General features: G+C 60.8%; 24 protein-coding genes. 13 read left to right on the forward strand and 11 right to left on the reverse strand.

The window, feature by feature from the left end; translation table 11 throughout:
• Positions 1-34: 34 nt before the first annotated feature.
• Complete coding sequence (ybaK, locus tag ACIN8IBEIGE_RS16635) at positions 35-505, reverse strand: Cys-tRNA(Pro) deacylase (protein ID WP_160015633.1); 471 nt, start codon at positions 503-505, stop codon at positions 35-37.
• A 172-nt stretch (positions 506-677) separates the two neighbouring features.
• Between ybaK and ACIN8IBEIGE_RS16640 the strand changes: the two genes are divergently transcribed.
• Together ACIN8IBEIGE_RS16640 and glpD are read left to right on the forward strand one after the other, a co-directional pair.
• A complete protein-coding gene (locus ACIN8IBEIGE_RS16640; protein ID WP_160015634.1) occupies positions 678-1,436 on the forward strand; it encodes a DeoR family transcriptional regulator in 759 nt (252 codons plus the stop codon).
• Positions 1,437-1,601: 165 nt separating this feature from the next.
• Entirely contained in the window at positions 1,602-3,143 is a 1,542-nt protein-coding gene (gene glpD / locus ACIN8IBEIGE_RS16645) for a glycerol-3-phosphate dehydrogenase (RefSeq protein ID WP_160015635.1), read from the forward strand.
• Between the two features lie 196 nt (positions 3,144-3,339).
• Here the strand turns inward: glpD and ccoM are convergent, their stop codons facing one another.
• The 4 genes from ccoM to ACIN8IBEIGE_RS16660 form a co-directional block, all read right to left on the reverse strand.
• The gene (ccoM, locus tag ACIN8IBEIGE_RS21070) at positions 3,340-3,456 is read right to left on the reverse strand and encodes a cytochrome c oxidase subunit CcoM (RefSeq protein WP_275941110.1); all 117 of its coding nucleotides are present in this window, start codon (positions 3,454-3,456) and stop codon (positions 3,340-3,342) included.
• Between the two features lie 156 nt (positions 3,457-3,612).
• A complete protein-coding gene (locus ACIN8IBEIGE_RS16650) occupies positions 3,613-3,774 on the reverse strand; it encodes a hypothetical protein (RefSeq protein WP_090248299.1) in 162 nt (53 codons plus the stop codon).
• Positions 3,771-4,373: an alpha-ketoglutarate-dependent dioxygenase AlkB gene (locus ACIN8IBEIGE_RS16655; RefSeq protein WP_160015636.1), complete on the reverse strand. Its 603-nt coding sequence runs from the start codon at positions 4,371-4,373 to the stop codon at positions 3,771-3,773. The genes ACIN8IBEIGE_RS16650 and ACIN8IBEIGE_RS16655 overlap by 4 nt, the downstream gene beginning before the upstream one ends.
• Positions 4,374-4,414: 41 nt before the next feature.
• Positions 4,415-4,714 (reverse strand): aspartate-semialdehyde dehydrogenase, encoded by a 300-nt coding sequence (locus ACIN8IBEIGE_RS16660; RefSeq protein ID WP_090387573.1) that lies wholly within the window; start codon positions 4,712-4,714, stop codon positions 4,415-4,417.
• A 174-nt stretch (positions 4,715-4,888) separates the two neighbouring features.
• Here ACIN8IBEIGE_RS16660 and rapA point away from each other — a divergent pair, with 174 nt between their 5' ends.
• The 4 genes from rapA (at position 4,889) to ACIN8IBEIGE_RS16680 (ending at position 11,192) form a co-directional block, all read left to right on the forward strand.
• Positions 4,889-7,732, forward strand: a complete 2,844-nt coding sequence (gene rapA / locus ACIN8IBEIGE_RS16665) for an RNA polymerase-associated protein RapA (protein WP_160015637.1) — start codon at positions 4,889-4,891, stop codon at positions 7,730-7,732.
• A 211-nt stretch (positions 7,733-7,943) separates the two neighbouring features.
• Positions 7,944-9,791: an adenylate/guanylate cyclase domain-containing protein gene (locus tag ACIN8IBEIGE_RS16670; RefSeq protein ID WP_160015638.1), complete on the forward strand. Its 1,848-nt coding sequence runs from the start codon at positions 7,944-7,946 to the stop codon at positions 9,789-9,791.
• Positions 9,784-10,287: an SH3 domain-containing protein gene (locus ACIN8IBEIGE_RS16675; RefSeq protein WP_160015639.1), complete on the forward strand. Its 504-nt coding sequence runs from the start codon at positions 9,784-9,786 to the stop codon at positions 10,285-10,287. Before ACIN8IBEIGE_RS16670 ends, ACIN8IBEIGE_RS16675 begins: the two co-directional genes overlap by 8 nt.
• A 20-nt stretch (positions 10,288-10,307) precedes the next feature.
• On the forward strand, positions 10,308-11,192 hold the full coding sequence (locus ACIN8IBEIGE_RS16680; RefSeq protein ID WP_160015640.1) for a M48 family metalloprotease: 885 nt from the start codon (positions 10,308-10,310) through the stop codon (positions 11,190-11,192).
• 260 nt (positions 11,193-11,452) lie between these two features.
• Here the strand turns inward: ACIN8IBEIGE_RS16680 and ACIN8IBEIGE_RS16685 are convergent, their stop codons facing one another.
• Entirely contained in the window at positions 11,453-13,411 is a 1,959-nt protein-coding gene (locus ACIN8IBEIGE_RS16685) for an HD domain-containing phosphohydrolase (protein ID WP_160015641.1), read from the reverse strand.
• Positions 13,412-13,519: 108 nt separating this feature from the next.
• Positions 13,520-14,848, reverse strand: coding sequence for an MFS transporter (locus tag ACIN8IBEIGE_RS16690; RefSeq protein WP_160015642.1), 1,329 nt, complete (start codon positions 14,846-14,848; stop codon positions 13,520-13,522).
• A 331-nt stretch (positions 14,849-15,179) separates the two neighbouring features.
• Here ACIN8IBEIGE_RS16690 and ACIN8IBEIGE_RS16695 point away from each other — a divergent pair, with 331 nt between their 5' ends.
• Positions 15,180-17,357, forward strand: coding sequence for a hypothetical protein (locus ACIN8IBEIGE_RS16695; RefSeq protein WP_372240022.1), 2,178 nt, complete (start codon positions 15,180-15,182; stop codon positions 17,355-17,357).
• 52 nt (positions 17,358-17,409) lie between these two features.
• Here the strand turns inward: ACIN8IBEIGE_RS16695 and ACIN8IBEIGE_RS16700 are convergent, their stop codons facing one another.
• From ACIN8IBEIGE_RS16700 to ACIN8IBEIGE_RS16715, 4 genes are all read right to left on the reverse strand, one after another.
• Positions 17,410-18,198, reverse strand: coding sequence for a hydroxypyruvate isomerase family protein (locus tag ACIN8IBEIGE_RS16700; protein ID WP_160015644.1), 789 nt, complete (start codon positions 18,196-18,198; stop codon positions 17,410-17,412).
• Complete coding sequence (locus tag ACIN8IBEIGE_RS16705; protein WP_160015645.1) at positions 18,195-19,100, reverse strand: NAD(P)-dependent oxidoreductase; 906 nt, start codon at positions 19,098-19,100, stop codon at positions 18,195-18,197. The genes ACIN8IBEIGE_RS16700 and ACIN8IBEIGE_RS16705 overlap by 4 nt, the downstream gene beginning before the upstream one ends.
• Before the next feature lie 84 nt (positions 19,101-19,184).
• On the reverse strand, positions 19,185-19,553 hold the full coding sequence (locus ACIN8IBEIGE_RS16710; RefSeq protein WP_160015646.1) for a DUF5064 family protein: 369 nt from the start codon (positions 19,551-19,553) through the stop codon (positions 19,185-19,187).
• 74 nt (positions 19,554-19,627) lie between these two features.
• The gene (locus tag ACIN8IBEIGE_RS16715) at positions 19,628-19,945 is read right to left on the reverse strand and encodes a DUF2288 domain-containing protein (RefSeq protein WP_160015647.1); all 318 of its coding nucleotides are present in this window, start codon (positions 19,943-19,945) and stop codon (positions 19,628-19,630) included.
• A 309-nt stretch (positions 19,946-20,254) separates the two neighbouring features.
• On the opposite strand from ACIN8IBEIGE_RS16715, the gene ACIN8IBEIGE_RS16720 reads away from it, so the two are divergent.
• The 6 genes from ACIN8IBEIGE_RS16720 (at position 20,255) to ACIN8IBEIGE_RS16745 (ending at position 26,044) form a co-directional block, all read left to right on the forward strand.
• Positions 20,255-21,376 carry a branched-chain amino acid ABC transporter substrate-binding protein gene (locus tag ACIN8IBEIGE_RS16720; protein WP_160015648.1) on the forward strand — a complete coding sequence of 374 codons (1,122 nt, stop codon included), beginning with the start codon at positions 20,255-20,257 and terminating at the stop codon, positions 21,374-21,376.
• A 117-nt stretch (positions 21,377-21,493) separates the two neighbouring features.
• Entirely contained in the window at positions 21,494-22,417 is a 924-nt protein-coding gene (livH, locus tag ACIN8IBEIGE_RS16725; protein ID WP_090375233.1) for a high-affinity branched-chain amino acid ABC transporter permease LivH, read from the forward strand.
• Positions 22,414-23,682, forward strand: coding sequence for a high-affinity branched-chain amino acid ABC transporter permease LivM (locus tag ACIN8IBEIGE_RS16730; RefSeq protein ID WP_372239994.1), 1,269 nt, complete (start codon positions 22,414-22,416; stop codon positions 23,680-23,682). The genes livH and ACIN8IBEIGE_RS16730 overlap by 4 nt, the downstream gene beginning before the upstream one ends.
• The gene (livG, locus tag ACIN8IBEIGE_RS16735) at positions 23,679-24,446 is read left to right on the forward strand and encodes a high-affinity branched-chain amino acid ABC transporter ATP-binding protein LivG (RefSeq protein ID WP_160015649.1); all 768 of its coding nucleotides are present in this window, start codon (positions 23,679-23,681) and stop codon (positions 24,444-24,446) included. The genes ACIN8IBEIGE_RS16730 and livG overlap by 4 nt, the downstream gene beginning before the upstream one ends.
• Positions 24,446-25,147 (forward strand): ABC transporter ATP-binding protein, encoded by a 702-nt coding sequence (locus tag ACIN8IBEIGE_RS16740; RefSeq protein ID WP_090375237.1) that lies wholly within the window; start codon positions 24,446-24,448, stop codon positions 25,145-25,147. Before livG ends, ACIN8IBEIGE_RS16740 begins: the two co-directional genes overlap by 1 nt.
• Positions 25,148-25,333: 186 nt before the next feature.
• Positions 25,334-26,044: an rRNA pseudouridine synthase gene (locus ACIN8IBEIGE_RS16745; protein WP_160015650.1), complete on the forward strand. Its 711-nt coding sequence runs from the start codon at positions 25,334-25,336 to the stop codon at positions 26,042-26,044.
• Positions 26,045-26,081 lie beyond the last annotated feature (37 nt).

A 26,081-nucleotide genomic window follows, 5' to 3' on the forward strand; every position in this document is an offset into this window, starting at 1 on the left:
GATATCCTTGTTTTTATAAGTTGTAGAGCGGCGACTAGCCGCGACCAATAGGTGCAAACAACGCCTGAGTCAGCTGCGCCAGCACGCCGGCCTCCAGCTGTACCTCCAGGCCGCGCCGCCCGGCGCTGACGTAGATATTCGGGAAGTGCTGCGCCGATTCATCGATAAAGGTACGCAGGCGCTTCTTCTGCCCCAGCGGGCTGATGCCGCCAAGCAGGTAACCGGTAGCGCGCTGCGCAGCAGCTGGGTCCGCCATATCGGCTTTCTTCACCCCGGCGGCATGCGCCAAGGCTTTCAGATCAAGCGTACCGGCTACTGGCACCACCGCCACCAGCAACTCGCCCTTTTCACTGGCGGCCAGCAGTGTCTTGAATACCTGGGCAGGCTCAAGACTGAGCTTTTCCGCCGCTTCCAGGCCATAGGAAGCCGCCTTGGGATCGTGGTGATAACTGTGCACCTGGTGCGCAGCCTTGAATTTTTTCAGCAGATCGATAGCAGGCGTCATGTTCGAATGTGAAAACAATCTGACAAAGTTGGCGTACCTTAGCCGAAAAAAACTGCCGGGAGCAGTTTTTAACGTCGCGAAGCGACGGCCCACAGGGTGGCCGCCATGGATAGCAGGCCATAAATGTTATAAACCAGCAGCCTATAATGGCGCGCACTTCCGAGGAGTTTTCATGACCCTGCCGCCCCGCCAGCACGACATTCTCGAACTCGCCCGCGAACGCGGCTATGTCAGCATCGACGAATTGGCCCAGGCGTTTACCGTCACCCCGCAAACCATCCGCCGCGACATTAATCAGCTCGCCGAGCAAGGCCTGCTGCGCCGCACCCATGGCGGTGCAGCCAGTGAAAGCTCCAGTACGCAGAACACCGCCTACAGCATGCGCGCCGGGCAGATGCGCGATGAAAAACAGCGCATCGCTGCCGCCATTGCCGCACAGATTCCCAACCACGCCTCGCTCTTCATCAACATTGGCACCACCACCGAAGCCATTGCCCGTGAGTTGCTCGGCCACAAGGGCCTGAAGATCATCACCAACAACCTGCATGTGGCGGCCCAGCTCAGCGCCAAAGCCGACTTCGAAGTACTGCTGGCCGGCGGTACGGTACGTAGCGATGGCGGTATCGTCGGCCAGGCGGCGGTGGATTTTATCCAGCAGTTCAAGGTCGACCTCGCCCTGGTCGGCATCAGCGGCATCGATGAAGACGGCAGCCTGCTCGACTTCGACTACCAGGAAGTACGGGTCTCCCAGGCGATTATCAACAATGCGCGCCAGGTATTTCTGGCCGTCGACTCCAGCAAGTTCGGCCGCAACGCTGTGGTGCGCCTGGGCTCAGTCGCCCTGGTCGATCGAGTATTTACCGATGCTGCGCCGTCCACTGCGATCAACCGCCTACTCGCCGAACACAAAGTACACCTCGACCTGGTGTAAGCCCATCCGTGCAGGACTAGCACTGACTTAACCGATATCCCACCACCAATTCCTCACAACCGCTGGGCGCGAAAGCGCACTTCGGGGTGGCGAAGCCGTACATATTCGACTAGCATATTTTCGAAAGTGAACATTTTAAGTTCAATACTGACTTTCGGTGCCGCCATGTCTACTCGTCCCGCCAGCAACACCCCACTCGCTGAAGTCTATGACCTTGCCGTGATCGGCGGCGGCATCAATGGTGTCGGGATTGCCGCCGATGCCGCGGGACGTGGCCTGTCCGTGTTCCTTTGCGAAAAGGACGACCTGGCGCAACACACCTCGTCGGCCAGCAGCAAGTTGATCCACGGTGGCCTGCGCTATCTGGAGCACTACGAATTCCGTCTGGTGCGCGAAGCCCTGGCCGAGCGTGAAGTGCTGCTGAATAAGGCCCCGCATATCGTCAAACCCATGCGTTTTATCCTGCCGCACCGCCCGCACCTGCGGCCGGCCTGGATGATCCGTGCCGGACTGTTCCTCTATGACCACCTGGGCAAGCGCGAGAAGCTGGCAGGCTCGCGCAGCCTGCGTTTCGGTGCCGGCAGCCCGCTGCAGGCCGAGATCACCCGCGGTTTCGAATATTCCGATTGCTGGGTCGATGACGCCCGCCTGGTGGTACTCAACGCCATGGCTGCCCGCGAGCAAGGCGCTCACGTGCACAGCCGCACCCGCTGCGTCAGCGCCCGGCGCAGCAAAGGCTTGTGGCATATCCATCTGGAGCGCAGCGACGGCAGCCTGTTCTCGATTCGTGCCCGCGCGCTGGTCAATGCCGCCGGCCCTTGGGTCGCGCGGTTTATTCGCGAAGACCTGAAACAGGAATCGCCCTATGGCATTCGCCTGATTCAGGGCAGCCATATCGTCGTGCCGCGCCTGTTTGATGGCGAGCAGGCCTACATTCTGCAGAACGAAGACCGCCGCATTGTCTTCGCCATTCCCTATCAGGAGCGCTTCACCCTGATCGGTACCACGGACCGCGAATACCAGGGCGACCCGGCCAACGTGGCGATCACCGATGAAGAAACCGACTACTTGCTGAACGTGGTCAACGCCCACTTCAAGCAGCAACTGCAGCGCAGCGATATCCTGCACACCTACTCTGGCGTACGCCCGCTGTGCGACGACGAGTCGGACGACCCATCGGCGGTCACCCGCGACTACACCCTGTCACTATCTGGCCACCCCGGCGAAGCACCGCTGCTCTCGGTGTTCGGCGGCAAGCTCACCACCTACCGCAAGCTCGCTGAGTCGGCGCTGGCACAACTGGCGCCGTTCTTTCCCAAGATGGGGCCAAGCTGGACCGCCAGCAGCCTGCTACCTGGCGCGGAGCAACTGGACAGCCAGAGCGCCTTGGTGGAAGCACTGTGCGCCCGCTTCGGCTGGCTGCCCACCTCTCTCGCGCGGCGCTGGGCCAGCAGCTATGGCAGCCGCAGCTGGGTGATGCTCAAAGGCGTCAGCAACCTTAGCGACCTTGGCGAACACCTGGGCGGCGGCCTCTACAGCCGTGAAGTTGACTACCTGTGCCAGGAAGAATGGGCCATGCAGGCAGATGACATTCTCTGGCGGCGCAGCAAACTCGGTCTGTTCACTACTCCGGCGCAGCAGGCCAAACTCGACAGTTACCTGCGCATCGAATCACCGCGCAGCCCGGAAGATGCGCACGCGGCGTAAATCCCCTTCACAAATCCAGACCATAAAAATGGTCGGGAATCACTTTTAACGTCGCGTAGCGACAGCCCGCAGGGAAGCTGCCATGGATGGCAGGCATAAAAAAGGGCGACCTAAGTCGCCCAAATTGCCTTGCGTGCCCCTTCGAACCGATTCAAAGCCTGCTGCACGGGCCTTGAATCGATCCTTCCCAGCAGAATCAGCCCTGCTTGCGCTTGTGCGAATCCTGCCAGATGAAATAACCGACACCGGCGAAGAAGGCGACCATCAGACCGACGGTGCCGATACCGGCGAGAACTACGACATCGATAAACATGGTTGCCTCCTGCTATGAAGCCTGTGTGGGTATGGCTTCAAATTAACAGGGGCTGCAGGGGCGCCATTGATCCAGATCAACAAGCGGCGGGCGCTCGCGGGATGAGGTTTTGATTAGCTGATCCAGATCAACAAATCAGCCTATGTCAGAACAGCCTCAAGGCTTTTTCGGTTTGCCCTTGGGCTTTTTCTTGCCCTTGGGCAGCGGCAGTGCCTGCTCGAAGGCATCGCGCATTTCATTGAGTTTCTTGTCGCGCAGGTCATGGATGCGCTTGTCGCGCTCGGCGGCGAAATCAATCAGCTTGTCGTCTTTGCTCATGGTCTCGACTTGATCAAACGAAAGGTCAGATTCAGACGTGGCGCGCAGGGGCTGCGCGTCTTCGCCACTTGATGCTGCCAATGATGCTGGGTTGGCCCGCGCATGACCAGCAGCGAACCATGTTGCAGCGGCAACGAATGCTCGATGCGGCTCTGCCCTTTGCGGCGCAGATCGAAGCGCCGCGTGCCGCCCAGATTCAGCGAGGCGATCAGCGGATTAGCGCCCAGCTCCGCCTCGTCATCACTGTGCCAACCCATCGAGTCCCGGCCATTGCGGTAATAGTTGAGCAACACGCCATTCAGTGACTGCCCCACCGCCTGTTCCACCTGCGCACGAATCAGCGCCAGCAGCGGCGTCCAGGGCAACGGTTGATGGGTCAACCCGGAATAGCGATAACTGGCCTCGGCATCGCCATACCAGGCCACCAGACGAGGCACCGGCAATTGCCGACCATAAATCTGCACCTGCGGCTGCTGCCAGGGTGTCTGCGCCGTCAGTTCAGCCAACCAGCGGTCAGCCGTTGCAGCATCCAGCCACTGCGCATGCAACTGCAACTCGGCATTGGGCAACTGCAGGGGGCTGTCGGCAAATAGATCCACGAAACAAGACTCGAACAGGCGGAGCACCTAGTGTGCCCAGCTCAGACCTCCACATCCACCCACAAGCCCTGCCGTGGCAGCTCACTGACCACCGCCTCGTCGGCCTCGGCCACTTCGCCTTCGGCCAGTTCTTCCGGTGTGTAGCCATGACGGCGCTGGCGACGGCGCTGCTCTTCGCGCAACAGCATCTCCGCTTCCTGCGGGTGGCGTTTATCGAGGCTCACGCCACTTTCCTTGGCGCTTTCCGCAGATGCTGTAACCGGCGGGATTTCCGGGCGCGGCTTGACCACGTCCTGCTGGACGGTTACGGGAACCAGACTGTGGGGGATCGGCGGCAGCATCTAATTAGCCCTCCTTTGGTCAGACTGTCGGCCAGCCAAGCCGCGACTTGAGCCTCGCCTCGCTACACTTTCGATCTACCTAATTACACAAAGTGCCCGATGCGTAGCAATGCGCCTTTGGCCACGGCCCGACGCTGCGTTAACATAGTCGGCTTTTTCACGCGGGAGACAAGCATGGCGCAGTATGAACCGGGGCAACGCTGGATCAGTGACAGCGAAGCGGAGCTGGGGCTGGGAACCGTTCTGATGCAGGACGGCCGCATGCTCACCGTGCTCTACCCGGCCACCGGCGAAACTCGCCAGTACGCCCTGCGCAATGCGCCATTGACCCGCGTACGCTTCTCACCGGGCGATGAAATCACCCATTTCGATGGCTGGAAACTGACCGTACAGGAAGTCGACGATATCGACGGCCTGCTGGTCTATCACGGCCTCAATGCCCAGCACGAAAGTGTCACCCTGCCGGAAACCCAGCTGTCGAACTTTATCCAGTTCCGCCTGGCCAGTGATCGCCTGTTTGCCGGGCAGATCGACCCGCTGCCCTGGTTCGCCCTGCGTTACCACACCCTGGATTACACCAGCCGCCAATTGCAATCCAGCCTCTGGGGCCTGGGCGGTGTGCGTGCGCAACCAATTGCGCACCAGCTGCATATTGCCCGCGAAGTCGCCGACCGCATCGCCCCGCGTGTATTGCTCGCCGACGAAGTGGGCCTGGGCAAAACCATCGAAGCCGGCCTGGTAATCCACCGTCAACTGCTCTCCGGGCGTGCCAGCCGGGTGCTGATCCTGGTGCCGGAAAACCTCCAGCACCAGTGGCTGGTGGAAATGCGCCGACGCTTCAACCTGGATGTTGCCCTGTTCGATGAAGAACGCTTTATCGAAAGTGACGCCAGCAACCCGTTCGAAGACTGCCAACTGGCGCTGGTCGCTCTGGAATGGCTGTGCGAGGACGAAAAGGCCCAGGACGCGCTGTTTGCTGCCGGCTGGGATCTGATGGTGGTCGACGAAGCGCACCACCTGGTCTGGCACCCCGAGCACGCCAGCCCCGAGTACGCGCTGGTTGAACAACTGGCCCAGGTCATCCCTGGTGTGCTGCTGCTCACCGCCACCCCGGAACAGCTTGGCCAGGACAGCCACTTCGCCCGTCTGCGCCTGCTCGACCCGAACCGTTTCCATGACCTGGCCGCCTTCCGCGCCGAAAGCGAACACTACAAGCCGATTGCCGAAGCCGTGCAGGAGCTGCTCGACCAAGGTCGCCTGTCAGATGCGGCGCACAAAACCATTCACGATTTCCTCGGTGCTGGCGGTGAAGAGCTGCTGAGCGCCGTCAATGCCGGTGACAGCGAAGCCTCGGCGCGCCTGGTGCGCGAGCTGCTGGATCGTCATGGCACCGGCCGCCTGCTGTTCCGTAACACCCGCGCCGCCGTGCAGGGCTTTCCGGACCGTGAAGTACACCCCTATCCGCTGGCCAGCCCTGACGAATACATGGAGCTGCCGATTGGCGAGCACGCCGACCTCTACCCGGAAGTCAGCTACCAGGCGCAGCCGGATGTCGATGAAGAACAGCGCTGGTGGAAATTCGACCCGCGCGTCGAGTGGCTGATCGACACCCTGAAGATGCTCAAGAAGTTCAAGGTGCTGGTGATCTGCGCCCATGCCGAGACCGCCATGGACCTGGAAGACGCCTTGCGCGTACGCAAAGGCATCCCGGCTACGGTGTTCCATGAAGGCATGAGCATCCTGGAACGCGACCGCGCCGCCGCCTACTTCGCTGATGAAGAGTTCGGCGCGCAGGTGCTGATCTGCTCGGAAATCGGCTCGGAAGGTCGCAACTTCCAGTTCGCCCACCATCTGGTGCTGTTCGACCTGCCGGCTCACCCGGATCTGCTTGAGCAGCGCATCGGCCGCCTCGACCGTATCGGTCAGAAGCACCGCATTCAACTGCACGTACCGTATCTGGAAAACAGCCCGCAAGAGCGCCTGTTCCAGTGGTATCACCAGGCGCTGAATGCCTTCCTCGCCACCTGCCCAACCGGCAACGCCCTACAGCACCAGTTCGGCAGCCGCCTGCTACCGCTACTGGAAAGCGGCGACGACGGTGAGTGGCAAGCCCTGGTTGACGAAGCCAAAGCCGAACGTATTCGCCTGGAAGGCGAGCTGCACGCCGGGCGCGACCGCCTGCTGGAGCTCAACTCCGGCGGTGCTGGCGAAGGCGAGGCATTGGTTGAGGCGATTCTCGAGCAGGATGACCAGTTCGCCCTGCCGATCTATATGGAGCAACTGTTCGACGCCTTCGGCATCGACAGCGAAGACCATTCCGACAACGCCCTGATCCTGCGTCCCAGCGAAAAGATGCTGGATGCCAGCTTCCCCCTGGGCGACGACGAAGGCGTGACCATCACCTATGACCGCGACCTGGCCCTAGCCCGCGAGGACATGCAGTTCCTCACCTGGGAACACCCCATGGTGCAAGGCGGCATGGACTTGGTGCGCTCAGGCTCGATGGGCAACACCGGGGTGGCGCTGATCAAGAACAAGGCGCTGAAACCCGGCACCGTGCTGCTGGAACTGCTGTATGTCAGCGAAGTGGTGGCGCCACGCACTCTGCAGCTGGGCCGCTACCTGCCGCCGATCGCCCTGCGCTGCCTGCTGGATGCCAACGGCAACGACCTGGCCAGCAAGGTCTCGTTCGAGAAGCTCAACGAACAGTTGGAGCCTGTGCCACGGGCCAGCGCCAACAAGTTCGTCCAGGCCCAGCGCGACAGCCTCAACCCGCTGATCAACGCCGGCGAAGGCAAGGTCGCCGAACGCCACACGGCGCGCGTCGACGAAGCCAAGCGCCGCCTGGCCGCTGAAACCGATGAAGAGCTGGCCCGCCTGATCGCCCTGCAAGCGGTCAACCCCAGCGTGCGTGACAGCGAACTCAACGCCCTGCGCCAGCTGCGCGAGCAAGGCCTGGCCATGCTCGACAAGGCGGCGTTGCGACTAGAGGCTATTCGCGTACTGGTTGCTGGCTAAAAGGCTGCTGCGCGTCGGCCCTGCGGCGTTAAAAACAGGCTCGGAATGCTCATGTACAACAGTACACTCCGCTTCCTCGCCTGTTTTTGCCTTGCAGGACTCTAGCTCGCAAGCCTTTGAACAGGCTCTGCCGCGTCTACCTGAGTAACTGCCTGCGGGCTGCTAGAGTCAGAAGCATTACTTCTGTCACTCCAGCCCACAGGAGCTCACAGTGCCAGCACGCGCCGCCTCGCGTCGGTTTCGCCACAGCCTCGGCGGGCTTTGCCTGCTGGCGCTGCTCCTGCTTCCTCTGTTGCATCTGTGGCCCGCACTGAACGGGTTGAACAACGCCCACCTCGACTGGCTGATCCGCCAGCGCGCCGCAGAACAGGCGCCCGATCCACGCCTGCTGCTCATCGATATCGACGACCTGAGCCTGCAAGTGCTGGCCAGTGAAGCCGGAAAATGGCCTTGGCCGCGCTCGCTGCATGGCGAACTGCTGGAATACCTGCTCAGCCAACACCCCAAGGCCGTGGCCTTCGACATCCTGTTCAGCGAACCCGACCAGTTCAACCCGGACGCCGACAGCTACTTTGCCGAAGTGCTGCAACGCAGCGCCAACACCTACCTCGCAGCCCTGGTCCAGCAAGCCGACGAAGGCAGCCAGCCGCCACTGCTGCGCGACTATCCTGCGGCAACCTGGCAAGCGCCCGGGCAACGCGGCGCGGACGATCAACGCGGGCTACTTCTGCTGCCCAACGCCTTCCCCAGCGAGCTGTGGCGCTTGGGCAGCATCAACTTTCGCCCCGATGCCGACGGCATCGGTCGGCGCTATGAGCTGTACCGCAGCTTTGCCGACTGGCGCCTGCCCAGCATGCCTGCGCGCATCGTGCATGACCTGACCGGCAACTTGCCGCAGCAGCAGAGTCTGCTGCTGGACTGGCCCGGCACCAGCCGCTTGCCCTACCCGCGCCTACCCTACGCCGCCGTACTGGCGGCGGCGCGCAATCAGGGCGAGCCGCTGGCAGCCGAGCTGTTCAAGGACCGCATCATCGTGATCGGCACCACCGCCGCCGGCCTGCACGACCTGCGCCCCACCCCGCTGGATACCCTCTATCCAGCGCCGTTTATCCTGATGACGGCCATCGACAACCTGCTCAACAACAACCAGTTGCACGAAGCAGAGAGCTGGCTGGAGCTGCTCGGCCCACTGCTGTTATTGCTCGGTTTAAGTGGATTGCTGCTGCGTGAACAGCTGCCGGCGGCTTTTGCCCTGTGCCTGCTCGGCAGCCTGGCACTGTTTGCCGGTAGCTACTGGCTGGCCTTGCAAGGCACGCTGCTTGGCGTGCTGCCGGGGCTGATCTGCCTGTGGCTGCTGCTGGCGGCGGCACTGGCACTGTTCTATCTACGCCGACGCCAGCAATTGCAGGACACCATTCGCCTGTTCAGCCGCTTTATGGACCCGGTGGTGGTCAACCAACTGGTATCGCGCGACGACCCGGAAGCCTTGCTGGCGAGCAAGGAGTGTCAGCTAACCGTGCTGTTTTCCGATATCCGCAGCTTTACCACCCTCTCTGAGCAGCACACGCCAAGCGAAATCGTGCACCTGCTCGAAGGCTATTTCAGCAGCCAGGTGGAGGTGCTGTTCAAACACCAGGCGACCCTCGACAAGTTTATCGGCGACGCCATCATGGCCTTCTGGGGCGCGCCGTTGGACAACCCACAACAGGCCAACCAAGCCATTCTGGCCGCGATGGAAATGCTGGAAAACCTCGACGCCTTTCGCCGCGACTACAACTGCCCGGATTTCGACATCGGCATCGGCCTGCACACGGGACCAGCGGTCGTCGGCCTGGTCGGCGCAAAGCAGCGCTATGACTACACTGCAATAGGCGACACGGTGAACCTTGCCAGCCGCATCGAAGGGCTGACCAAAGGCCGCGCCCATCTGCTGATTTCTGCCGCCACCCGTGAGGCCTGCACGCTCGATCTGGACTTCGTGCCCCAAGGCGAACACCAAGTAAAAGGTCGCGCCGAAGCCGTAATGCTCTACGAACCGCGAAGGAGACATGATGAATAAAGGCCTCTGCAGTGCCCTTGCGGCGCTGATATTCAGCTTCTACTGCTTCTCGGCGCTGGCCGAAGTACGCCAGGCGCAGACCCTGCAGGACAGTGCCCTGCGCGCCGAACCCAGTGCTTCGGCCGCCAGTGTCGGTCAGGTCGGCAAACAGGCGCAGGTGCTGGTACTGGAACGCCAGGGCGGTTGGTATCAGGTGGAAACCTCCGGCGGCCAGCGCGGCTGGCTGCCACTGCTCAGCCTGCGCTTTGCCAAGGATGCACAAGCCAGCCGCAGCAATGACCTGGGTAGCCTGCTCAAGCTCGGCAACCAGTCCTCCCCCGCCAGCGGCGTAGCCACCGGGATTCGCGGCATCAGCGATGAAGAACTGCGCAGCGGCAGTGCCAACACCTCGGCTAGCGTACAGAGCCTGGACGCCTTCGCTGCCAGCCCGAGCGAGGCGCGCAGTTTTGCCCAGCAAGGCGGCCTGCGCAGCCAGAACCTGCCCTACCCCCGCTAACAGGCCGCGAGGAGAGCGACATGCAAACAGCCGTATTACTCAAATGCGCCAGCCTGCTTGGCCTGGTTGTCAGCCTCAGCGCCTGCCAGGGCTTGGAAGGCATGCAGATTCAGGGCGTCGATCTGGGCAAACTGGCCAGCGCCGGCCAGCACCTGACCAATATGGGCCAGAAAAGCGTCGATGAAGAGCGGGTGATCGGGCAGAACACCGCCTCTATCCTGCTGAGCAAAGCGGCGGTACTGAACAACCCGCCGCTGCAGGCCTACATCAACCGCGTCGGCCTATGGGTCGCCCAGCACAGTGAGCGCCCCGACCTGCCCTGGCGTTTCGTCGTGCTCGACAGCCCGCAAGTGGCTGCCTATGCCGCCCCGGGCGGTTACGTATTTATCACCAGCGGCATGCTGACGCGAATGAACAGCGAGGCCGAACTGGCAGGCGTATTGGCCCATGAAGTGGCTCATGTGGTGCAGCAGCATCACCTCAAGGCTATTCAGCAACAAGCGCAAACCGGCCTGCTCACTGATCTCGCCACTCTCGCCGTGCAAGCTGGCGCCGCCGACAAGGGCGGTAGTCAAGCAGGCCAGCTGACCGACCGCTTTACCCGCAGCGTCAGCGACCTCTACAGCCGCGGCCTGGACCGTGGCGATGAGTACGAAGCCGACGCCATGGGTGCGGTAATCGCCACCCGCTCCGGCTACGACGCCTACGGCCTGGCCGGTGTACTACAGACCCTCGGCACCACCCGGCAGAACGACGCGGCGCTCACCAGCTTTCTCAAGGTGCACCCAGGTATCGACGACCGCCTGCAGCGCCTGCAGCCGGTCTATCTGTATATCGATAAGAACGCCAGCGGCCAGACCCAAAGCCTAGATGCCCGCTATCAGCAGGCGCTTAGAAGCAAGTGATAGAGACAGACAACCATTTCAGAACCTGTTTTAGATCTCGCGAGCTAAAGCGAGACAAGGCGCTACGTTAGTAACAGCCTTCGGCTGGTCAAGGCAGGCGAGGAAGCGGACTGAGCTCGCACGCGAGTTTACTGTTGTGAACGAGCATTACTCGTTTCACTCGCCCTTCGGGCCGCGCTAAAGCGCCTTAGCCACAAGTGGCTTGCTGAGCCTGTTTTTAACGCAGTATCGCCGACGCGCAGCAGATCCAAGGCAGGTTCTCAGTGGGTGTGGGGATGTTCGCGGGCACAGGACGGCTCGTAATCACACACGTGATGACTGAACGGTGAGGTGGTGTACGAACCCGGTGCACCCGTCACCTGGAAGCAGCGGCTGGCGATAAACAGCTGCACCAACTCGGCGTCGAGCAAACCGCTCTGCGCCTCACTCTTGAGAATATCCAGCGCCCGTTCCAGCGGCATTGCCGGTTTGTAGGGGCGATCGGCCGCGGTCAAAGCATCGTAGATATCACAAATGGTCATGATCCGTGAGGCGCAGGGAATCGCATCGCCAATCAGGCCTTTGGGGTAACCGCTGCCATCGAGTTTTTCGTGGTGTGCCCCGGCTATATGCGGTACGCCCTGCAAGTCCGGAGTCCAGGGGATCAGGCTGAGAAACTGCTGGGTGTGCACCACATGCCGCTCGATTTCTTCGCGCTCGGCCGTGGTCAGGCTGCCTTTGCGCACGGCCAGAGCGCTGAACTCGCCCTCGCTGAGCAGGCTGACTAGGCAATTGCCGGGTGCCTTGACCAGCTCGCCTTGCACTTCCTGCAGATGCTGAAAATCCCCCTCACTGAGCATGCTCGGCTCGTTGGCCTGAATAATGTTGTTCAGGTAACGCTCCAGCCGCTCGCACTCATAGGCCAGTTCGGCTTCCAGTTGCAGGCGCCTTTCATCACTCAGGCCACCCTGATGACGGTAGGCGTGCAGCATCTTGCGCAGGGTCTGGTTATGCAGATTTTCCTGGGCAAGGGCGACGCGATAACGCAGGTTTTCCAGCACCTGCTCTGGAAGTTTCTTGGCTTTTACCAACACATGCTCGCGCACCCCAACCTTGCCGAAATCATGCAGCAAAGCGGCGTAGCGCAGCTCACGCAAGCCGTTGCTGCTCAGCGCCTGCTCGCGCAAGCGCAAATCTGGAGCGTGGGGCAACTGGTTGGCCAGGGTCAGGCACAGTTCGGCAACCCGGAAGGAATGGCCGCTGGTGGTCGGATCGCGCTGTTCGATGGCAAACACCGAGGCCTGCACGAAACCGTCGAACAGCCGGCTGATGTCATCCAGCAACTGACGATTCTCGATCGCCACCGCCGCCTGGCTGGCCAATGCACGCAAAGACACGGCGGTTTCTTCATCGAAGGCAATCAGCTCAGGCTCGAGCTGCTCGCTGCCCTTGCGCTGGCGGTTGATAAATTCCAGCACGCCAACCACTTCATGACGATGGTTGCGCATGGGGATCGCCAGGATCGACATGGTGCGGTAGCCCATCTGCAGGTCGAAAGAGCGGTTGAAGCGATACGGCGCATCGGCGGCAATCGCATACACGTCTTCGATATTCAGCTCGGTGCTGGTCAGCGCGACGTAGCCGGCAATCGAGGCCTTGCTCAACGGCATGCGCTGGTCCTGAAAGCTGTTCTGGCTGAGCGTGCCGTTCTGCGTCAGTTTGAAAATCAGCTGCGCCGGTGCATCCGGACGGCGGCTGACCAGAAACAGCGAGGCTGCGTCGCTATTGGACAAGCGCCGCCCTTCGATAAGAATTTTTTCCAGCAAGCGGTCCAGATCACGCTCGGCCGATAGCGCCAGGCCCACGTCCACCAGCTTGCTCAGGTCATCATGCTTGCCCGCCAGGGCGGCAGCCAATTGCTCGGTTTGATGACGCAGGCTGTATTGCTCACCGGCAAAACGCAGCAGCGCCGACAGCTCCTCGACACTGGCGTGCGGCGGCAAAGGCAACACACCGGGCTGATCCATGCAGCCCACCAGAATAGCGCCACACCCCAGCCAGTCGGCCAACGGCCGCAGCGCCAGCAGCCGTTCGTCAAGCAGCACCAGCGCCACGTCATCCGGCAACCCGTCAGGCGCGTCGATCGCCTGCAAAGTCAGCGGACACTGAGCCAATAGGTTGCACAGGGGATGCGCGCCAAGCGCATTACTGTGGCCCAGCACAAGGCGGGAAATGCCCATGGTGGTTGTCCTCAGTCGCAATTGCGGACAGCAGTGCGACTGAGTATTGCACAGGATCCAGCCGTTGCCCGGCCATCCGGCGCATGCCGAACGGCCGGGTAAAACGGCTTAGCTAGCGGGCTGTAGCTGCATGCCCTGCTGCATTGTTGCGGCGTCGGCGACGAAGCAGCGCGATGCCTGCAACAGCGCCAGCATGGTCAGCATCAAGGCTACGGGAATCAGGTACATGGCGTTGTGCAGGCCGACGGCCTTGAAGGTCTCGTTCATTTCACTGGCCCCGGCGGCGAGCATCGCCGCGTGGGAATAGTGATCCGACAGCATGCCCACCGCCAATGGGCCAAGTCCGCCGCCGAGCAGGTACAGGCCGGCGAAGAACAGCGCCATGGCGGTAGCGCGCAGACGCGGCTCGATCACGTCCTGAATCGCGGTATAGACGCAGGTGTAGAAGTTGTAGGCGAACAGCCAGCCGATGCTGAACAGCGCCACGAACACCGCGATTTCGACCCGGCCAGCCATCAGGGCGTAGCCCGTGGCGACAGAGGCAATCAACATGCTCAGGGCAGCAAACAGCAAGCGACCAGTCTGCCAGCGTTGGTGGATCCTGTCCGCCAGCCAACCACCAAGAGTCAGGCCGACCAGACCGGTCAAGCCGACGATCACCCCGGTGGCCATAGCCGCCTGTTCCAGCGGCATCAGAAAGTAGCGTTGCAGCATCGGCACCATGAATGAGTTGCAGGCATAGGTGGCAAAGTTGAAGGCCAGGCCGGCCATCACCAGCCACCAGAAGGTGCGAATCGCCAGCACCTTGCGCAGCGGTTTATCCACTGGCGTGGTGCGCGATTGCACCAGCTCGGCCGCACCGCGCTTGGGTTCTTTGATAAAGAACATAAACAGCGCCAGGATCAGCCCTGGCACCGCCGCAATAAAGAACGGAGCGCGCCAGCTGTCGAACGCTTTGACCATTGCACCGATGGTGAAGAATGCCAACAGCAGGCCGATCGGCAGGCCAAGCATAAAGATGCCCATGGCCCGCGCACGCTTGTGCGCTGGGAACAGATCGCCGATCAGCGAGTTGGCCGCGGGCGCGTAGCTGGCCTCGCCAATACCGACGCCCATGCGAATCAGCAGGAAGCTCCAGAAGTTCCAGGCCAGGCCGTTGACCGCCGTCAGCCCGCTCCAGACTGCCAAACCCCATCCCATGATCTTGCGCCGCGCGCCGGTATCAGCCATGCGCCCCAGTGGAATGCCGGCAATCGCATAGACAATGGTAAAGGCGGTACCGATCAAGCCCAGCTGCAGGTCACTGAGATCCCATTCCATGCGGATCGGCTCGATGATGATCGCCGGAATGGTGCGGTCGAAGAAGTTGAACAGGTTGGCGAGAAAAAGCAGGAACAGAATGCGCCAGGCATTCGCCGCTTGTAGGGACTGCTGCATGGAATCCATCTCTATTTGTTGTTATCGAAGCGGGTCGGAGGCGCATGGCCAACCGCCGTATCCAGCATGTGCAGGCGCAATCTAGAGCCTTGCGTCTATGCTGTCTGTGACTATTTGTTGTGTGTATGCCGGGTAATGGGCGTCCGAGCAAGCACCCAGGTCACAAAGCGCACCGGAAAAACTGCGGATATGCCTCAGTAAAACCGGGTGAAACAGCGAGATTTTCTATTTTTCATGCTACAAACAAGCCTGTTGAGCGAAACATGGCCATTTGCCGCTCCACCCTCGTTAGCAGCCGGAATGTCTCTAAATGAAAACAAAAAAAGACGCTGTGACCTCCCCCGCGACCGAAGCCACACTGGCTGACCTGGCTGATACCCTGCTCGCTCCAATCGAGCGACTGGCCCCTCTACCGCCGCCAATGCGCTTGGATAGCAGCGGCGAGCAGTACATGTATTTCACCGAGCGCGACATCGATCGCATCCTCGATAACCTCGACGGCCTGCGCAGCCTGGTGTTTCCCCCTGTCCCGCAGGATGACGACAACGAACGGCGGGTGCAGCACTTTCCATCTGTTTGCCTGATCGGCCTTGGACGCTGCGGCTCGAACATCGCATTGGATGTTGCATCGCTGGTCTACAACGCCCGGCAGTTCTACCTGAGCGAATTCAACAACGAAGAAAAAACCGTTGCCGAACAGGATTTCCGCCCCACCCGCTGGATTCGCAGCAACCTGCTGCGTGCTCCGAGCAAGGACAGCAAACCGGTATTTCTGATCGAGCCACTGGTGATGCTCGGCGACCTGGACAAGGACATCGAGGGACGCATCCGCTTCTCGCGCAAGGGCGAAACCAGCGGTTTCCTCAGCGACTACAGCAAGATGAAAATCATGGACCTCTCCGAGGTGCATGCCGGCGGCGCCGGTAACGCGCCGATCCTCGGCCAATATCTTGCCAAGATCATCCTCAACAAGGACACCCAGCGCTTCACCAACGAAGACTGGAAATTCATTCACAGCTACCTGATCGATTCGTGCGGCATCAAGGCCAACCAGTCGCGCCTGTACTTCTACATCTTCAGCGCCGGTGGCGGCACTGGCTCGGGCATGGCTTCAGAGTTCGGCCTGGCGCAGCAGTTCGCCTACATGAGCAAGACCTTCGACACCAAGAACTTCGAGGAAAGCCCGGAGAACCGCGACCACAGCTTCGTCTTCGAGCCAATCTTCACCAGCGGCATCTGCATCCTGCCGAACATCTCCGACCAGCGCAGCGAGATGTCAGAGGCCCTGCATATCAACGCCGGCCGCCTGCTGTGCAAGTACCTCGCCGAGGAGTGGGACTTCTCCTACAACTTCGACAATGAAGAGAACAGCGAAGAAAGCGTGATGCGCCGCATCCGTCCATGGAACGCCATGATGCTGATCTCCAACGACATCATGCGCTACGCCGAAGAAAGCGATGACGGCAATATCCAGAACATCGACGTCAACGCCATGGAGCGTCACGCCAACCAGTACATCTCGCAGCAGATCTTCAACATTCTCACCGCCCAGGCAGTGACCACCGACTACGACCAGAACTACTTCCGCCGCGCCGGCATCGACATCGGTGAAACCATCCGCCTGGACGCCAACGACCTGTTTATGAGCCTGGCCGGCCCTGTGGCCGTGGCGTATGCCGAATCGGTGGTGCCCGAGCAAAGCGCCGCAGCACTGGACAAGTTCCGCGTGCTGGACAAGGAGCCGTCGCGGCTGAATATCGACGACCTGTTCTTCCGCTCCATCGACCTGCCGCACTTCAACAAGGTCACCCAGGCCATCGAAGGCATCAGCCTGCTGCCGATTGAGTCCAAGCGTTACCGCGAAGCGCTGGATGAGTACAAGAAGTCCGACTACAACGCCGCCAAACTCAGCGACCTGCACTTCTTCAAGAACTGCTCCTCGGTGGTATCGATCGTCTCGCTGCCGAAAGACTACAAGCTGTCCTATATGGATCTGAACCGGCTCAAGACTCACCTCAACAGCCTGTTCCCCAACACCACGCTGAAGCGCTATGCACTGGTGATTGGCGCCTCGGCCAACCTGTCACTGACCACTCTGATCGCCAAGAGCCCGTGCCTGTCGGATGACTTCCTGACCCTGATCGTGGCCTTTATCAAGCGCTGCTTTGCCCGCGACCCGCACCGCTTCGACGAAAGCCTGGACAACGCCATTCTCGATTTCATCATGAGTGATGAGTTTGACGAAGTGCGGGTCGACGCCATGCTCAACGAGTTTGAGAACCCGGCGAAGATCCTCGATACCAACTGGTACGCGATTAAGCCGATGTACGAGAAGAAGTACCGCGAGCTGATCCACGATCAGGACAAATTCGTCTCGATCAACGATATCCGTCTATCCCGTGAAAGCGTGAAAAAGGCGATCAAGTATCTGCGCGAGATCTACCGCCACCGTATCGGTAAGACCCGGGTTATCTCGCTCAACAAGTACCACGAAAGCCCGCAAGAATAAGGCCGTAGCGCCTGTTTTCCGCTGCAGTCGCTGCGAAAAACAGGCGCATCCTTCAGGCGAGCATTGCTCGCCACTCACTCAACCAGCTCAAACTGGCCAAGGTGCCCGCCTCTCCCGGTCGATATTCGGCCGCTACCCAGCCCTGATACCCACTATCACGCAAAGCCTTGAGCAACGGCGCGAACTGCAATTCGCCACTGCCCGGCGCGCCGCGACCGGGGTAATCGGCAAACTGCACATGACCAATACTCCCGGCCAGCAAAGTGATACCCGCCTGTATATCCAGACCCTGCCGCGCCATATGGTAGAGGTCGTACTGCGCAGTCAGATTGGGATGGGCCACTGCCTTGAGCAACTCATTCAGCTGCTCCGGGGTATTGATCATAAACCCTGGCATATCCAGTGGGTTGATCGCCTCCACCACCACACCAATACCCAACAACTGAAAGGCCTCGGCAGTCTTGCGCAGGTTGTCGACCAGGCAGACCAACGCCTGTTTAGGCTCAACACCCTCGGCCAGGCGACCCGGCAGCACATTGACCAGCGCTGGCCGCACCATGGCGGCGTAGCTCAAGGCCTGCTGCAACGCCGCAGCAAACTCTGACTGACGTGCGGGGACCGCAGCCAAACCAGCACCACCATTCATCAGATCACCAGCCGGCAGGTTGATCAGGCGCAGCGGCATACCCGCAGCCTCCAGTGCCTCTTTCAGGGCAATGGCCGGCAGCTCGTAGGGAAACTGGATTTCCACACCATCAAAGCTGGCAGCGGCGGCAGCCACTACCCGCTCACGCAGTGGTAACTCGGTAAACAACAACGACAGATTGGCCGCGATCTTCATGGCTGTGACTCTTGAGGCTGTGGCACTCGGTACAGTTGCACCAGGGTCGCCGGGTCACGCTCCAGATTGCCCTGGCTGCCGTGCTGGCGCATCAGCTGCGCCGCCAGGCCGCTGACCGGCGTGGCCGAGCCGGTCTGCTGCGACAGCTTGACCGCCGTATCGAGATCCTTGAGCAAGGTGCGCACATGCCATTTGACCGGCTCGAACTGACTCTCGGCCATCTGTGGCGCGAGAATCTGCAGCGGCTTGGAATCGGCAAAACCGCCGGCCAGCGCGGGTGCAATCAGGCTGGCATCGACCCCGGCCTGCTCGGCCAACGCCACCACCTCAGCGATCACCAAAGCGTTACAGGCGACGATCATCTGGTTGCACACCTTGGTCACCTGGCCTGCGCCAACGTCACCCATGCGCGTCAGGCGTTGCCCCAGATGTGCAAGGATCGGCCTAACCCGTTCGATATCCTCAACCCGGCCACCGGCCATGATCGCCAATGTACCGTTGGCCGCGCCCGGTGTACCGCCGGAAACCGGCGCATCGACCCAGCGCATGCCACAGCGAGCATGCAGTTCAGCAGCCATTTCACGGGTGGCGGCTGGTTCCAGGCTGGAGAAATCCACCAGTACCTGCCCTGGCTTGCCCATTTCCACAATGCCGCCGGGGCCGAATACCACCTCGCGCACTACATCGGTGTTGGCCAGGCAAAGCATGACGACATCGGCCTGAGCACAGAGCTGCGCCGGGCTGGCCACCGTTTGCGCGCCCAACGCCTGCAACGGCGTGCACTTATTAGGGGAGCGACTCCACACGCTCAGCGGATAGCCAGCGGCCAACAGGCGCTGGCTCATGGGCAGGCCCATCAGACCAATACCAGCAAATGCCAAAGCAGGAAGGGAGGTGGACATAGGCAGACTCCGACTCATTGATGGTCGCCATCTTAACCCAGCGGCGCCAGAACCTGTCCCGCCAGTCAACGCCCGTACAACCCCTTACAGACCGTCTTTCTCCAGATGATCGAGATTGACCGGTTCGCCGCTGTGCGCACCAAGCTTGGCGCGAATGTCTTCGAACATCAGGTCGTACTCGGCGTGGCTGCGCATGATCAGGCTGCTGTTGGTCGGTAGGCCATGCTTGTGTGCCAGCCGCGTGGCCACACTGGCGAAGTTGTAGGCAGTATCGCGGTGCAGTTCGAAGACCTCTTCAAACGCCTTGCCGTTCACCTGGCCGTGCATGCGCATATGCAACATCGGGCCTTCGGCCGGGTCCTGGCGGACTTCGTAATGAAGGTCGACGCTAAACAGCGGCGTCTCGGCGGAGGCCAAGGTATTGGCGCGATGCAAATGTCCGGGTTCAAACATGCTGGCAGCTCCTGCAATCAGTCCATGGTGCTGCCAGCATAGTTGCTCAAGATGACCGAGGTGCACGCGCCAGATCAGTGCAGCGGCGTGCGCGGAGTGCGTTCCTGAGCCAACACCCAGGGTGCTACAACCACCGCCCACAGCTCTGGATCACGGTTTAGCAGGTCTTCGGCGCGACTGTCGTCAGCCTTGCTCAAGATCCCGGCAGCCAGCCAGGCGGCGACTTTTTCCTGGTCGTTCTGCGCCACAGCCTGCGCCACTTCGATCAGATCCTGAGTGCCGTCGACCAGCAGCAAGGCGCCACGGGCGAAGAAAGGTTGCAGCTCCTGCCAGGTAATAGCTGCAGTTTCACCAAGCAGCTTGGCATAGAGGGTGCTAGGTTGTTCTGTCATGGATTGCCCTGTCATTGGTGAGCGCTTTTTTAATCGGCCGCCATGATAACGTCGACCTGCCCGCTGGCAAATTCGCAACGCTGTTCGCGACGTTGCCAACGGCGATCAAGACACGCCGTTTTTCTATACGTTTATTACGTTAAAGCGACACCCCAGGGTTTTGCCCCCAGCAAGCCGCTTTTCAAGCCGCAAAGCCGCGCTCTACACTGCACCGGTACAGTTGCCGGGGGGATGACCGGGGAAACAACCCGGTTCTGCAGCTTTGGCCGCCAGAACTACAACAATCAAAACCAATAAGAGTGGAGCACTATGAACAAGGCTACTAAGCAGATTTCCAAACTGTTTGCCGCCATGGCCATGGCTGGCGTTGCCAGCTACTCGGTAGCGGCTGACACCATCAAAATTGGCCTGGCAGGCCCAGTCACCGGCGCCGTCGCGCAATACGGTGAAATGCAGTTCATCGGTGCCAAGATGGCCATCGAGCAGATCAACAAGGCCGGCGGGGTGAACGGCGCAATGCTCGAAGGCGTGGTCTATGACGACGCCTGCGATCCGAAGCAAGCCGTTGCCGTAGCCAACAAGATCGTCAACGACGAAGTTAAATTCGTGGTTGGCCACCTCTGCTCCAGCTCCACTCAGCCAGCGTCCGACATCTACGAAGACGAAGGCATCCTGATGGTCACCGCCGCGTCCACCAGCCCGGACATTACCTCGCGCGGCTATGAGCTGGTGTTCCGCACCATCGGCCTGGACAGCCTGCAAGGCCCAACCGCTGGCAACTTCATCGCTGACCACATCAAGCCAAAAGCCGTTGCAGTAATCCACGACAAACAGCAGTACGGTGAAGGCATTGCCACCGCGGTCAAGCAGACCCTGGAAAGCAAAGGCACCAAGGTTGTTCTGTTCGAAGGCATCAACGCCGGCGACAAGGACTTCTCCGCAATGATCGCCAAGCTCAAGCAAGCCGGCGTGGACTTCATCTACTACGGTGGCTACCACCCAGAACTGGGCCTGCTGCTGCGTCAGTCGGCTGAAAAAGGTCTGAGCGCCAAGTTCATGGGCCCAGAAGGCGTAGGCAACAAGGAAATCTCGGCCATCGCCGGCCCAGCTTCCGAAGGCCTGCTGGTTACCCTGCCGAAGTCGTTCGACCAGGACCCACGCAACCAGGCGCTGGTTGATGCGTTCAAAGCCAAAAATGAAGACTCCAGCGGCCCATTCGTGTTCCCGGCTTACGCCGCAGTACAAGTGATCGCCGAAGGCATCACCAAGGCTGGCGATACCGACACCGCTAAAGTGGCCGCAGCCCTGCGCGCCAACAGCTTCGACACCCCAACTGGCACCCTGGCCTTCGACGAGAAGGGCGATCTGAAAGACTTCAGCTTCGTCGTCTACGAATGGCACCAGGACGGCACCAAGTCCGAAGCCAAGTAAGCTCTTAGCCTGAACCCAAAACCCACTGCTCCGGCAGTGGGTTTTGTTTATTAGAAGAATTCCGGTTGCATGCTGCGCCAAAAGCGCTGCCTTGCGTGACAACCCAGGAGTTAGGCAATGCCTGATCTTTATCACTACCTGCAACAGCTGGTTAACGGTCTGACCGTTGGCAGCACCTATGCCTTGATCGCCATCGGCTACACCATGGTTTACGGCATTATCGGCATGATCAACTTCGCCCATGGCGAGGTTTACATGATTGGCTCGTACGTAGCCTTCATTGTGGTCGCCGGCCTGGCCATGTATGGCCTGGACAGTTTACCCATCGTGATGATTGCGGCCTTCGCCGCCAGCATCATTGTCGCCAGCGCCTATGGCTACAGCATCGAACGGGTCGCCTACCGCCCTCTGCGCGGCGGCAACCGTCTGATTCCGCTGATTTCCGCCATCGGCATGTCGATCTTCCTGCAGAACCAGGTGCTTCTGGCGCAGGACTCCAAGGACAAATCGATCCCCAACCTGCTACCGGGCAACTTCGTCTTCGGCGAGAGCGCCATGAATGGCGTGGTGATTTCCTATATGCAGGTACTGATTTTCGTCGTCACCTTCTTTGTCATGGTCGGGCTGACGCTGTTTATCTCCCGTTCACGCCTGGGCCGCGCCTGCCGCGCCTGTGCTGAAGACCTGAAGATGGCCAACCTGCTGGGCATCAACACCAACAACATCATCGCCCTGACCTTCGTCATCGGTGCCGCGCTGGCCGCGGTGGCCGCCGTGCTGCTGGGCATGCAATACGGCGTGATCAACCCGCACCTGGGCTTCCTCGCCGGCATCAAGGCCTTCACCGCTGCGGTACTCGGCGGTATCGGCAGCATTCCCGGAGCGGTACTCGGTGGCCTGCTGCTGGGGGTGGCCGAAGCCTTTGGCGCCGATATCTTCGGCGACCAGTACAAGGACGTGGTGGCGTTCAGCCTGCTCGTATTGGTGCTGCTGTTCCGTCCAACCGGTATTCTCGGCCGTCCGGAGGTTGAAAAAGTATGAGTACCTCCATTACCAAGAATCTCAGAACCGCGATCTTCAGTGCCCTACTGGTGTTGGCCGTGGCCTATCCGGTTATCGGCCTGAAGCTCTCCACCGTCGGCATCAAGCTCGAAGTACAAGGCGCCAGCCCAGCCGTACTGTGGACCATCTTCGGCTGCTCGATTGCCATGTTCTTCTGGCAACTGTTCCGCAACCACCTGAGCGCCGCCTGGAGCCACGCGCCCAAGCTGCCGAGCATGCCGGGCAAAGCCAGCGAGTTCCTCACCCTGCCCTCGACCCAGCGCTGGATTGTGCTCGGCCTGATCGTAGTGGCTCTGGCCTGGCCGTTCTTCGGTTCGCGCGGCGCGGTGGATATCGCCACGCTGATACTGATCTACGTGATGCTCGGCCTTGGCCTGAACATCGTGGTCGGTCTGGCGGGTCTGCTCGACCTCGGCTACGTCGCCTTCTACGCCGTAGGCGCCTACAGCTACGCGCTGCTGTCGTTCTACTTCGGCCTGAGCTTCTGGATCTGCCTGCCGATTGCCGGCCTGATGGCGGCATTCTTCGGCTTTATTCTGGGCTTCCCGGTGCTGCGCCTGCGCGGCGACTACCTGGCCATCGTCACCCTGGGTTTTGGCGAGATCATCCGCATCCTGCTGAACAACATGACCTGGCTGACCGGTGGCCCCAACGGCATTGGTTCGATCCCCAAGCCAACGCTGTTCGGCCTGTCGTTCGACCGTAAGGCCGCCGAAGGCATGCAGACCTTCCACGAGTACTTCGGGGTGGCTTACAACTCGATCAACAAGGTGATCTTCCTCTACCTGATCGCCCTGCTGCTGGTGTTGTTGACCCTGTTCGTGATCAACCGCCTGCTGCGCATGCCGATCGGCCGTGCATGGGAAGCCCTGCGCGAAGACGAAATCGCCTGCCGCGCACTGGGTATGAACCCCACTGCGATCAAGCTCTCGGCCTTCACCATTGGTGCCTGCTTCGCCGGGTTCGCCGGAAGCTTCTTTGCCGCGCGCCAAGGCCTGGTCAGCCCGCAGTCGTTCACCTTTATCGAGTCGGCGATCATCCTCGCCATCGTCGTCTTGGGCGGCATGGGCTCGCAGCTCGGCATCATCCTCGCGGCCATCGTGATGATCCTGCTGCCCGAGCTGGCACGTGAATTCAACGAATACCGCATGCTGATGTTCGGCGCCCTGATGGTATTGATGATGATCTGGCGTCCGCAGGGCCTGCTGCCCATGCAACGTCCGCACCTGGAGCTGAAGCAATGAGCCGCCCGATCCTGGAAGTAAGCGGCCTGTCCATGCGCTTCGGCGGCCTGCTGGCCGTCAACGGGGTGAACCTGCAGGTCAAAGAAAAACAGGTTGTATCGATGATCGGCCCGAACGGTGCCGGCAAGACCACCGTGTTCAACTGCCTAACTGGCTTCTATCAGCCTACCAGCGGCAGTATCCGCCTCAATGGCGAGCAGATCGAAGGCCTGCCTGGCCACAAGATTGCACGCAAAGGCGTGGTGCGCACGTTCCAGAACGTGCGCCTGTTCAAGGACATGACGGCGGTGGAAAACCTGCTAGTCGCTCAGCACCGCCACCTCAACACCAACTACCTAGCGGGCCTGCTGAAGACTCCGGCGTTTCGCAAGAGCGAACGCGAAGCCATGGAGTTCGCCGCGCACTGGCTGGATCAGGTCAACCTGACCGAGTTTGCCAACCGCACGGCCGGCACCTTGGCATACGGTCAGCAACGCCGCCTGGAAATCGCCCGCTGCATGATGACCCGCCCGAGTATCCTGATGCTCGACGAGCCAGCCGCCGGCCTCAACCCGCGCGAAACCGATGACCTCAAGGCACTGATCCGCGTGCTCAGCGACCAGCACAATGTCACCGTGCTGCTGATTGAGCACGACATGAAGCTGGTCATGAGCATTTCCGACCATATCTATGTGATCAACCAGGGCACGCCCCTGGCGGACGGCACGCCGGAGCAGATCCGCGCCAACCCGGACGTGATCAAAGCCTACCTGGGGGAAGCGTGATGCTGTATTTCGAGAACGTTTCCACCTTCTACGGCAAGATCCAGGCGCTGCATGACGTCAACGTCGAAGTCCGTCAGGGTGAGATCGTCACCCTGATCGGTGCCAACGGTGCCGGCAAGTCGACGCTGCTGATGACCCTCTGCGGTTCGCCCCAGGCGAGCAGCGGCAGCATCCGCTACCAGGGTGAAGAGCTGATCGGCCAGGACACCCCGAGCATCATGCGCAAGAGCATTGCCGTGGTGCCGGAAGGTCGCCGGGTGTTCTCCCGTCTGACCGTAGAAGAAAACCTGGTGATGGGCGGTTTCTTCGGCAGCAAGGCTGACAATCAGGAGCAGCTGGACAAGGTCCTGCACCTGTTCCCGCGCCTGAAGGAACGCTTTGCCCAGCGCGCCGGCACCATGTCCGGCGGTGAGCAGCAGATGCTTGCCATCGGCCGTGCGCTGATGAGCAAACCCAAGCTACTGCTGCTCGACGAGCCGTCGCTGGGCCTGGCGCCGATCATCATCCAGCAGATCTTCGACATCATCGAACAACTGCGCAAGGACGGTGTAACGGTGTTCCTGGTCGAGCAGAACGCCAACCAGGCACTCAAGCTGGCTGACCGCGGTTATGTACTGGAGAACGGTCGGATCGTCATGCAAGGCAGCGGCCACGACCTGCTGAACGATCCGAAGGTGCGCGACGCCTACCTGGGCGGCTAAGCACTCAAGGTAAGAAAAACCGCTCTTCGGAGCGGTTTTTTATTGCCGAAGAAAAAGACTCACCTAACCGCCTTCTGCGCGTCGCTGCTGATAACAGCTTTTACCGCCGCCGTTCGCCCAATGTTCCGTGCACAGAGGGCCTGTCCGGTTACAATGGCGGCCCTTTTTTTGCCGATGACCGTTTTTATGACCGATCCCATTCGCCTGTCCAAACGCCTGATCGAAGTGATTGGCTGTTCGCGCCGCGAGGCCGAACTCTATATCGAGGGCGGCTGGGTCACGGTGGATGGTGTGGTCGTAGAAGAGCCCCAGTTCAAAGTCGCCGAACAGTGCGTGGAGCTGCAGCCCAATGCCGTCCTGGCGCCGATCGAGCCGGTCACGTTGCTCCTGAATGTGCCCAATGGGCATAACCCGGAACGCGCAGTGGAAGGCATCGGCGCAGCCAGCCACTGGACCGATGACGCTGCTGGCATCCGCCCGCTGAAAAGCCATTTCGCCCGCCTGGTCAGCTGTGCACCGCTGCAAGCCGGCGCCGACGGCCTGCATGTACTGACCCAGGACTGGCGCATTGAGCGCAAGCTCAAGGAAGACCTGAGCAAACTGGAGCAGGAATATGTGGTCGAAGTCGTCGGCACCTTGAGCGCCAGCCAACTCAAACGCCTGGCGCACGGCCTGACCTTCAACGGCGTGGCATTGCCACCCTGCAAGGTCAGCTGGCAGAACGAAACCCGCCTGCGCTTCGCCCTGAAGAACCCGCTGCCCGGGCAGATCGTGTTTATGTGCAACAGCGTCGACCTCAAGGTGCTGGGCATGAAGCGCATCCGCATCGGTGGCGTGCCGATGGCCAAGGTCCCTGCGGGCCAGTGGCGCTATCTAGCAGGCAAAGAACGCTTCTAACTATTTTTTCAGCGGCTGCTCTCAGGCATCCGCCCTC

Source organism: Pseudomonas sp. 8BK (assembly GCF_902506475.1).
In the GTDB taxonomy this organism is placed as follows: Bacteria; Pseudomonadota; Gammaproteobacteria; order Pseudomonadales; family Pseudomonadaceae; genus Aquipseudomonas; species Aquipseudomonas anguilliseptica.

What these genes read in the sequence shown, in the direction of transcription:
- ACIN8IBEIGE_RS16745 (WP_160015650.1), top strand. Translation starts at nt 25,334, where the DNA reads ATGACCGATCCCATTCGCCTGTCCAAACGCCTGATCGAAGTGATTGGC.
- ACIN8IBEIGE_RS16705 (WP_160015645.1), bottom strand. Translation starts at nt 19,100, where the DNA reads ATGTCCACCTCCCTTCCTGCTTTGGCATTTGCTGGTATTGGTCTGATG.
- glpD (WP_160015635.1), top strand. Translation starts at nt 1,602, where the DNA reads ATGTCTACTCGTCCCGCCAGCAACACCCCACTCGCTGAAGTCTATGAC.
- ACIN8IBEIGE_RS16710 (WP_160015646.1), bottom strand. Translation starts at nt 19,553, where the DNA reads ATGTTTGAACCCGGACATTTGCATCGCGCCAATACCTTGGCCTCCGCC.
- livG (WP_160015649.1), top strand. Translation starts at nt 23,679, where the DNA reads ATGAGCCGCCCGATCCTGGAAGTAAGCGGCCTGTCCATGCGCTTCGGC.
- ACIN8IBEIGE_RS16680 (WP_160015640.1), top strand. Translation starts at nt 10,308, where the DNA reads ATGCAAACAGCCGTATTACTCAAATGCGCCAGCCTGCTTGGCCTGGTT.
- ACIN8IBEIGE_RS16720 (WP_160015648.1), top strand. Translation starts at nt 20,255, where the DNA reads ATGAACAAGGCTACTAAGCAGATTTCCAAACTGTTTGCCGCCATGGCC.
- ACIN8IBEIGE_RS16650 (WP_090248299.1), bottom strand. Translation starts at nt 3,774, where the DNA reads ATGAGCAAAGACGACAAGCTGATTGATTTCGCCGCCGAGCGCGACAAG.
- ACIN8IBEIGE_RS16690 (WP_160015642.1), bottom strand. Translation starts at nt 14,848, where the DNA reads ATGCAGCAGTCCCTACAAGCGGCGAATGCCTGGCGCATTCTGTTCCTG.
- ccoM (WP_275941110.1), bottom strand. Translation starts at nt 3,456, where the DNA reads ATGTTTATCGATGTCGTAGTTCTCGCCGGTATCGGCACCGTCGGTCTG.
- ybaK (WP_160015633.1), bottom strand. Translation starts at nt 505, where the DNA reads ATGACGCCTGCTATCGATCTGCTGAAAAAATTCAAGGCTGCGCACCAG.
- ACIN8IBEIGE_RS16675 (WP_160015639.1), top strand. Translation starts at nt 9,784, where the DNA reads ATGAATAAAGGCCTCTGCAGTGCCCTTGCGGCGCTGATATTCAGCTTC.
- ACIN8IBEIGE_RS16685 (WP_160015641.1), bottom strand. Translation starts at nt 13,411, where the DNA reads ATGGGCATTTCCCGCCTTGTGCTGGGCCACAGTAATGCGCTTGGCGCG.
- ACIN8IBEIGE_RS16700 (WP_160015644.1), bottom strand. Translation starts at nt 18,198, where the DNA reads ATGAAGATCGCGGCCAATCTGTCGTTGTTGTTTACCGAGTTACCACTG.
- rapA (WP_160015637.1), top strand. Translation starts at nt 4,889, where the DNA reads ATGGCGCAGTATGAACCGGGGCAACGCTGGATCAGTGACAGCGAAGCG.
- livH (WP_090375233.1), top strand. Translation starts at nt 21,494, where the DNA reads ATGCCTGATCTTTATCACTACCTGCAACAGCTGGTTAACGGTCTGACC.
- ACIN8IBEIGE_RS16660 (WP_090387573.1), bottom strand. Translation starts at nt 4,714, where the DNA reads ATGCTGCCGCCGATCCCCCACAGTCTGGTTCCCGTAACCGTCCAGCAG.
- ACIN8IBEIGE_RS16740 (WP_090375237.1), top strand. Translation starts at nt 24,446, where the DNA reads ATGCTGTATTTCGAGAACGTTTCCACCTTCTACGGCAAGATCCAGGCG.
- ACIN8IBEIGE_RS16640 (WP_160015634.1), top strand. Translation starts at nt 678, where the DNA reads ATGACCCTGCCGCCCCGCCAGCACGACATTCTCGAACTCGCCCGCGAA.
- ACIN8IBEIGE_RS16715 (WP_160015647.1), bottom strand. Translation starts at nt 19,945, where the DNA reads ATGACAGAACAACCTAGCACCCTCTATGCCAAGCTGCTTGGTGAAACT.
- ACIN8IBEIGE_RS16730 (WP_372239994.1), top strand. Translation starts at nt 22,414, where the DNA reads ATGAGTACCTCCATTACCAAGAATCTCAGAACCGCGATCTTCAGTGCC.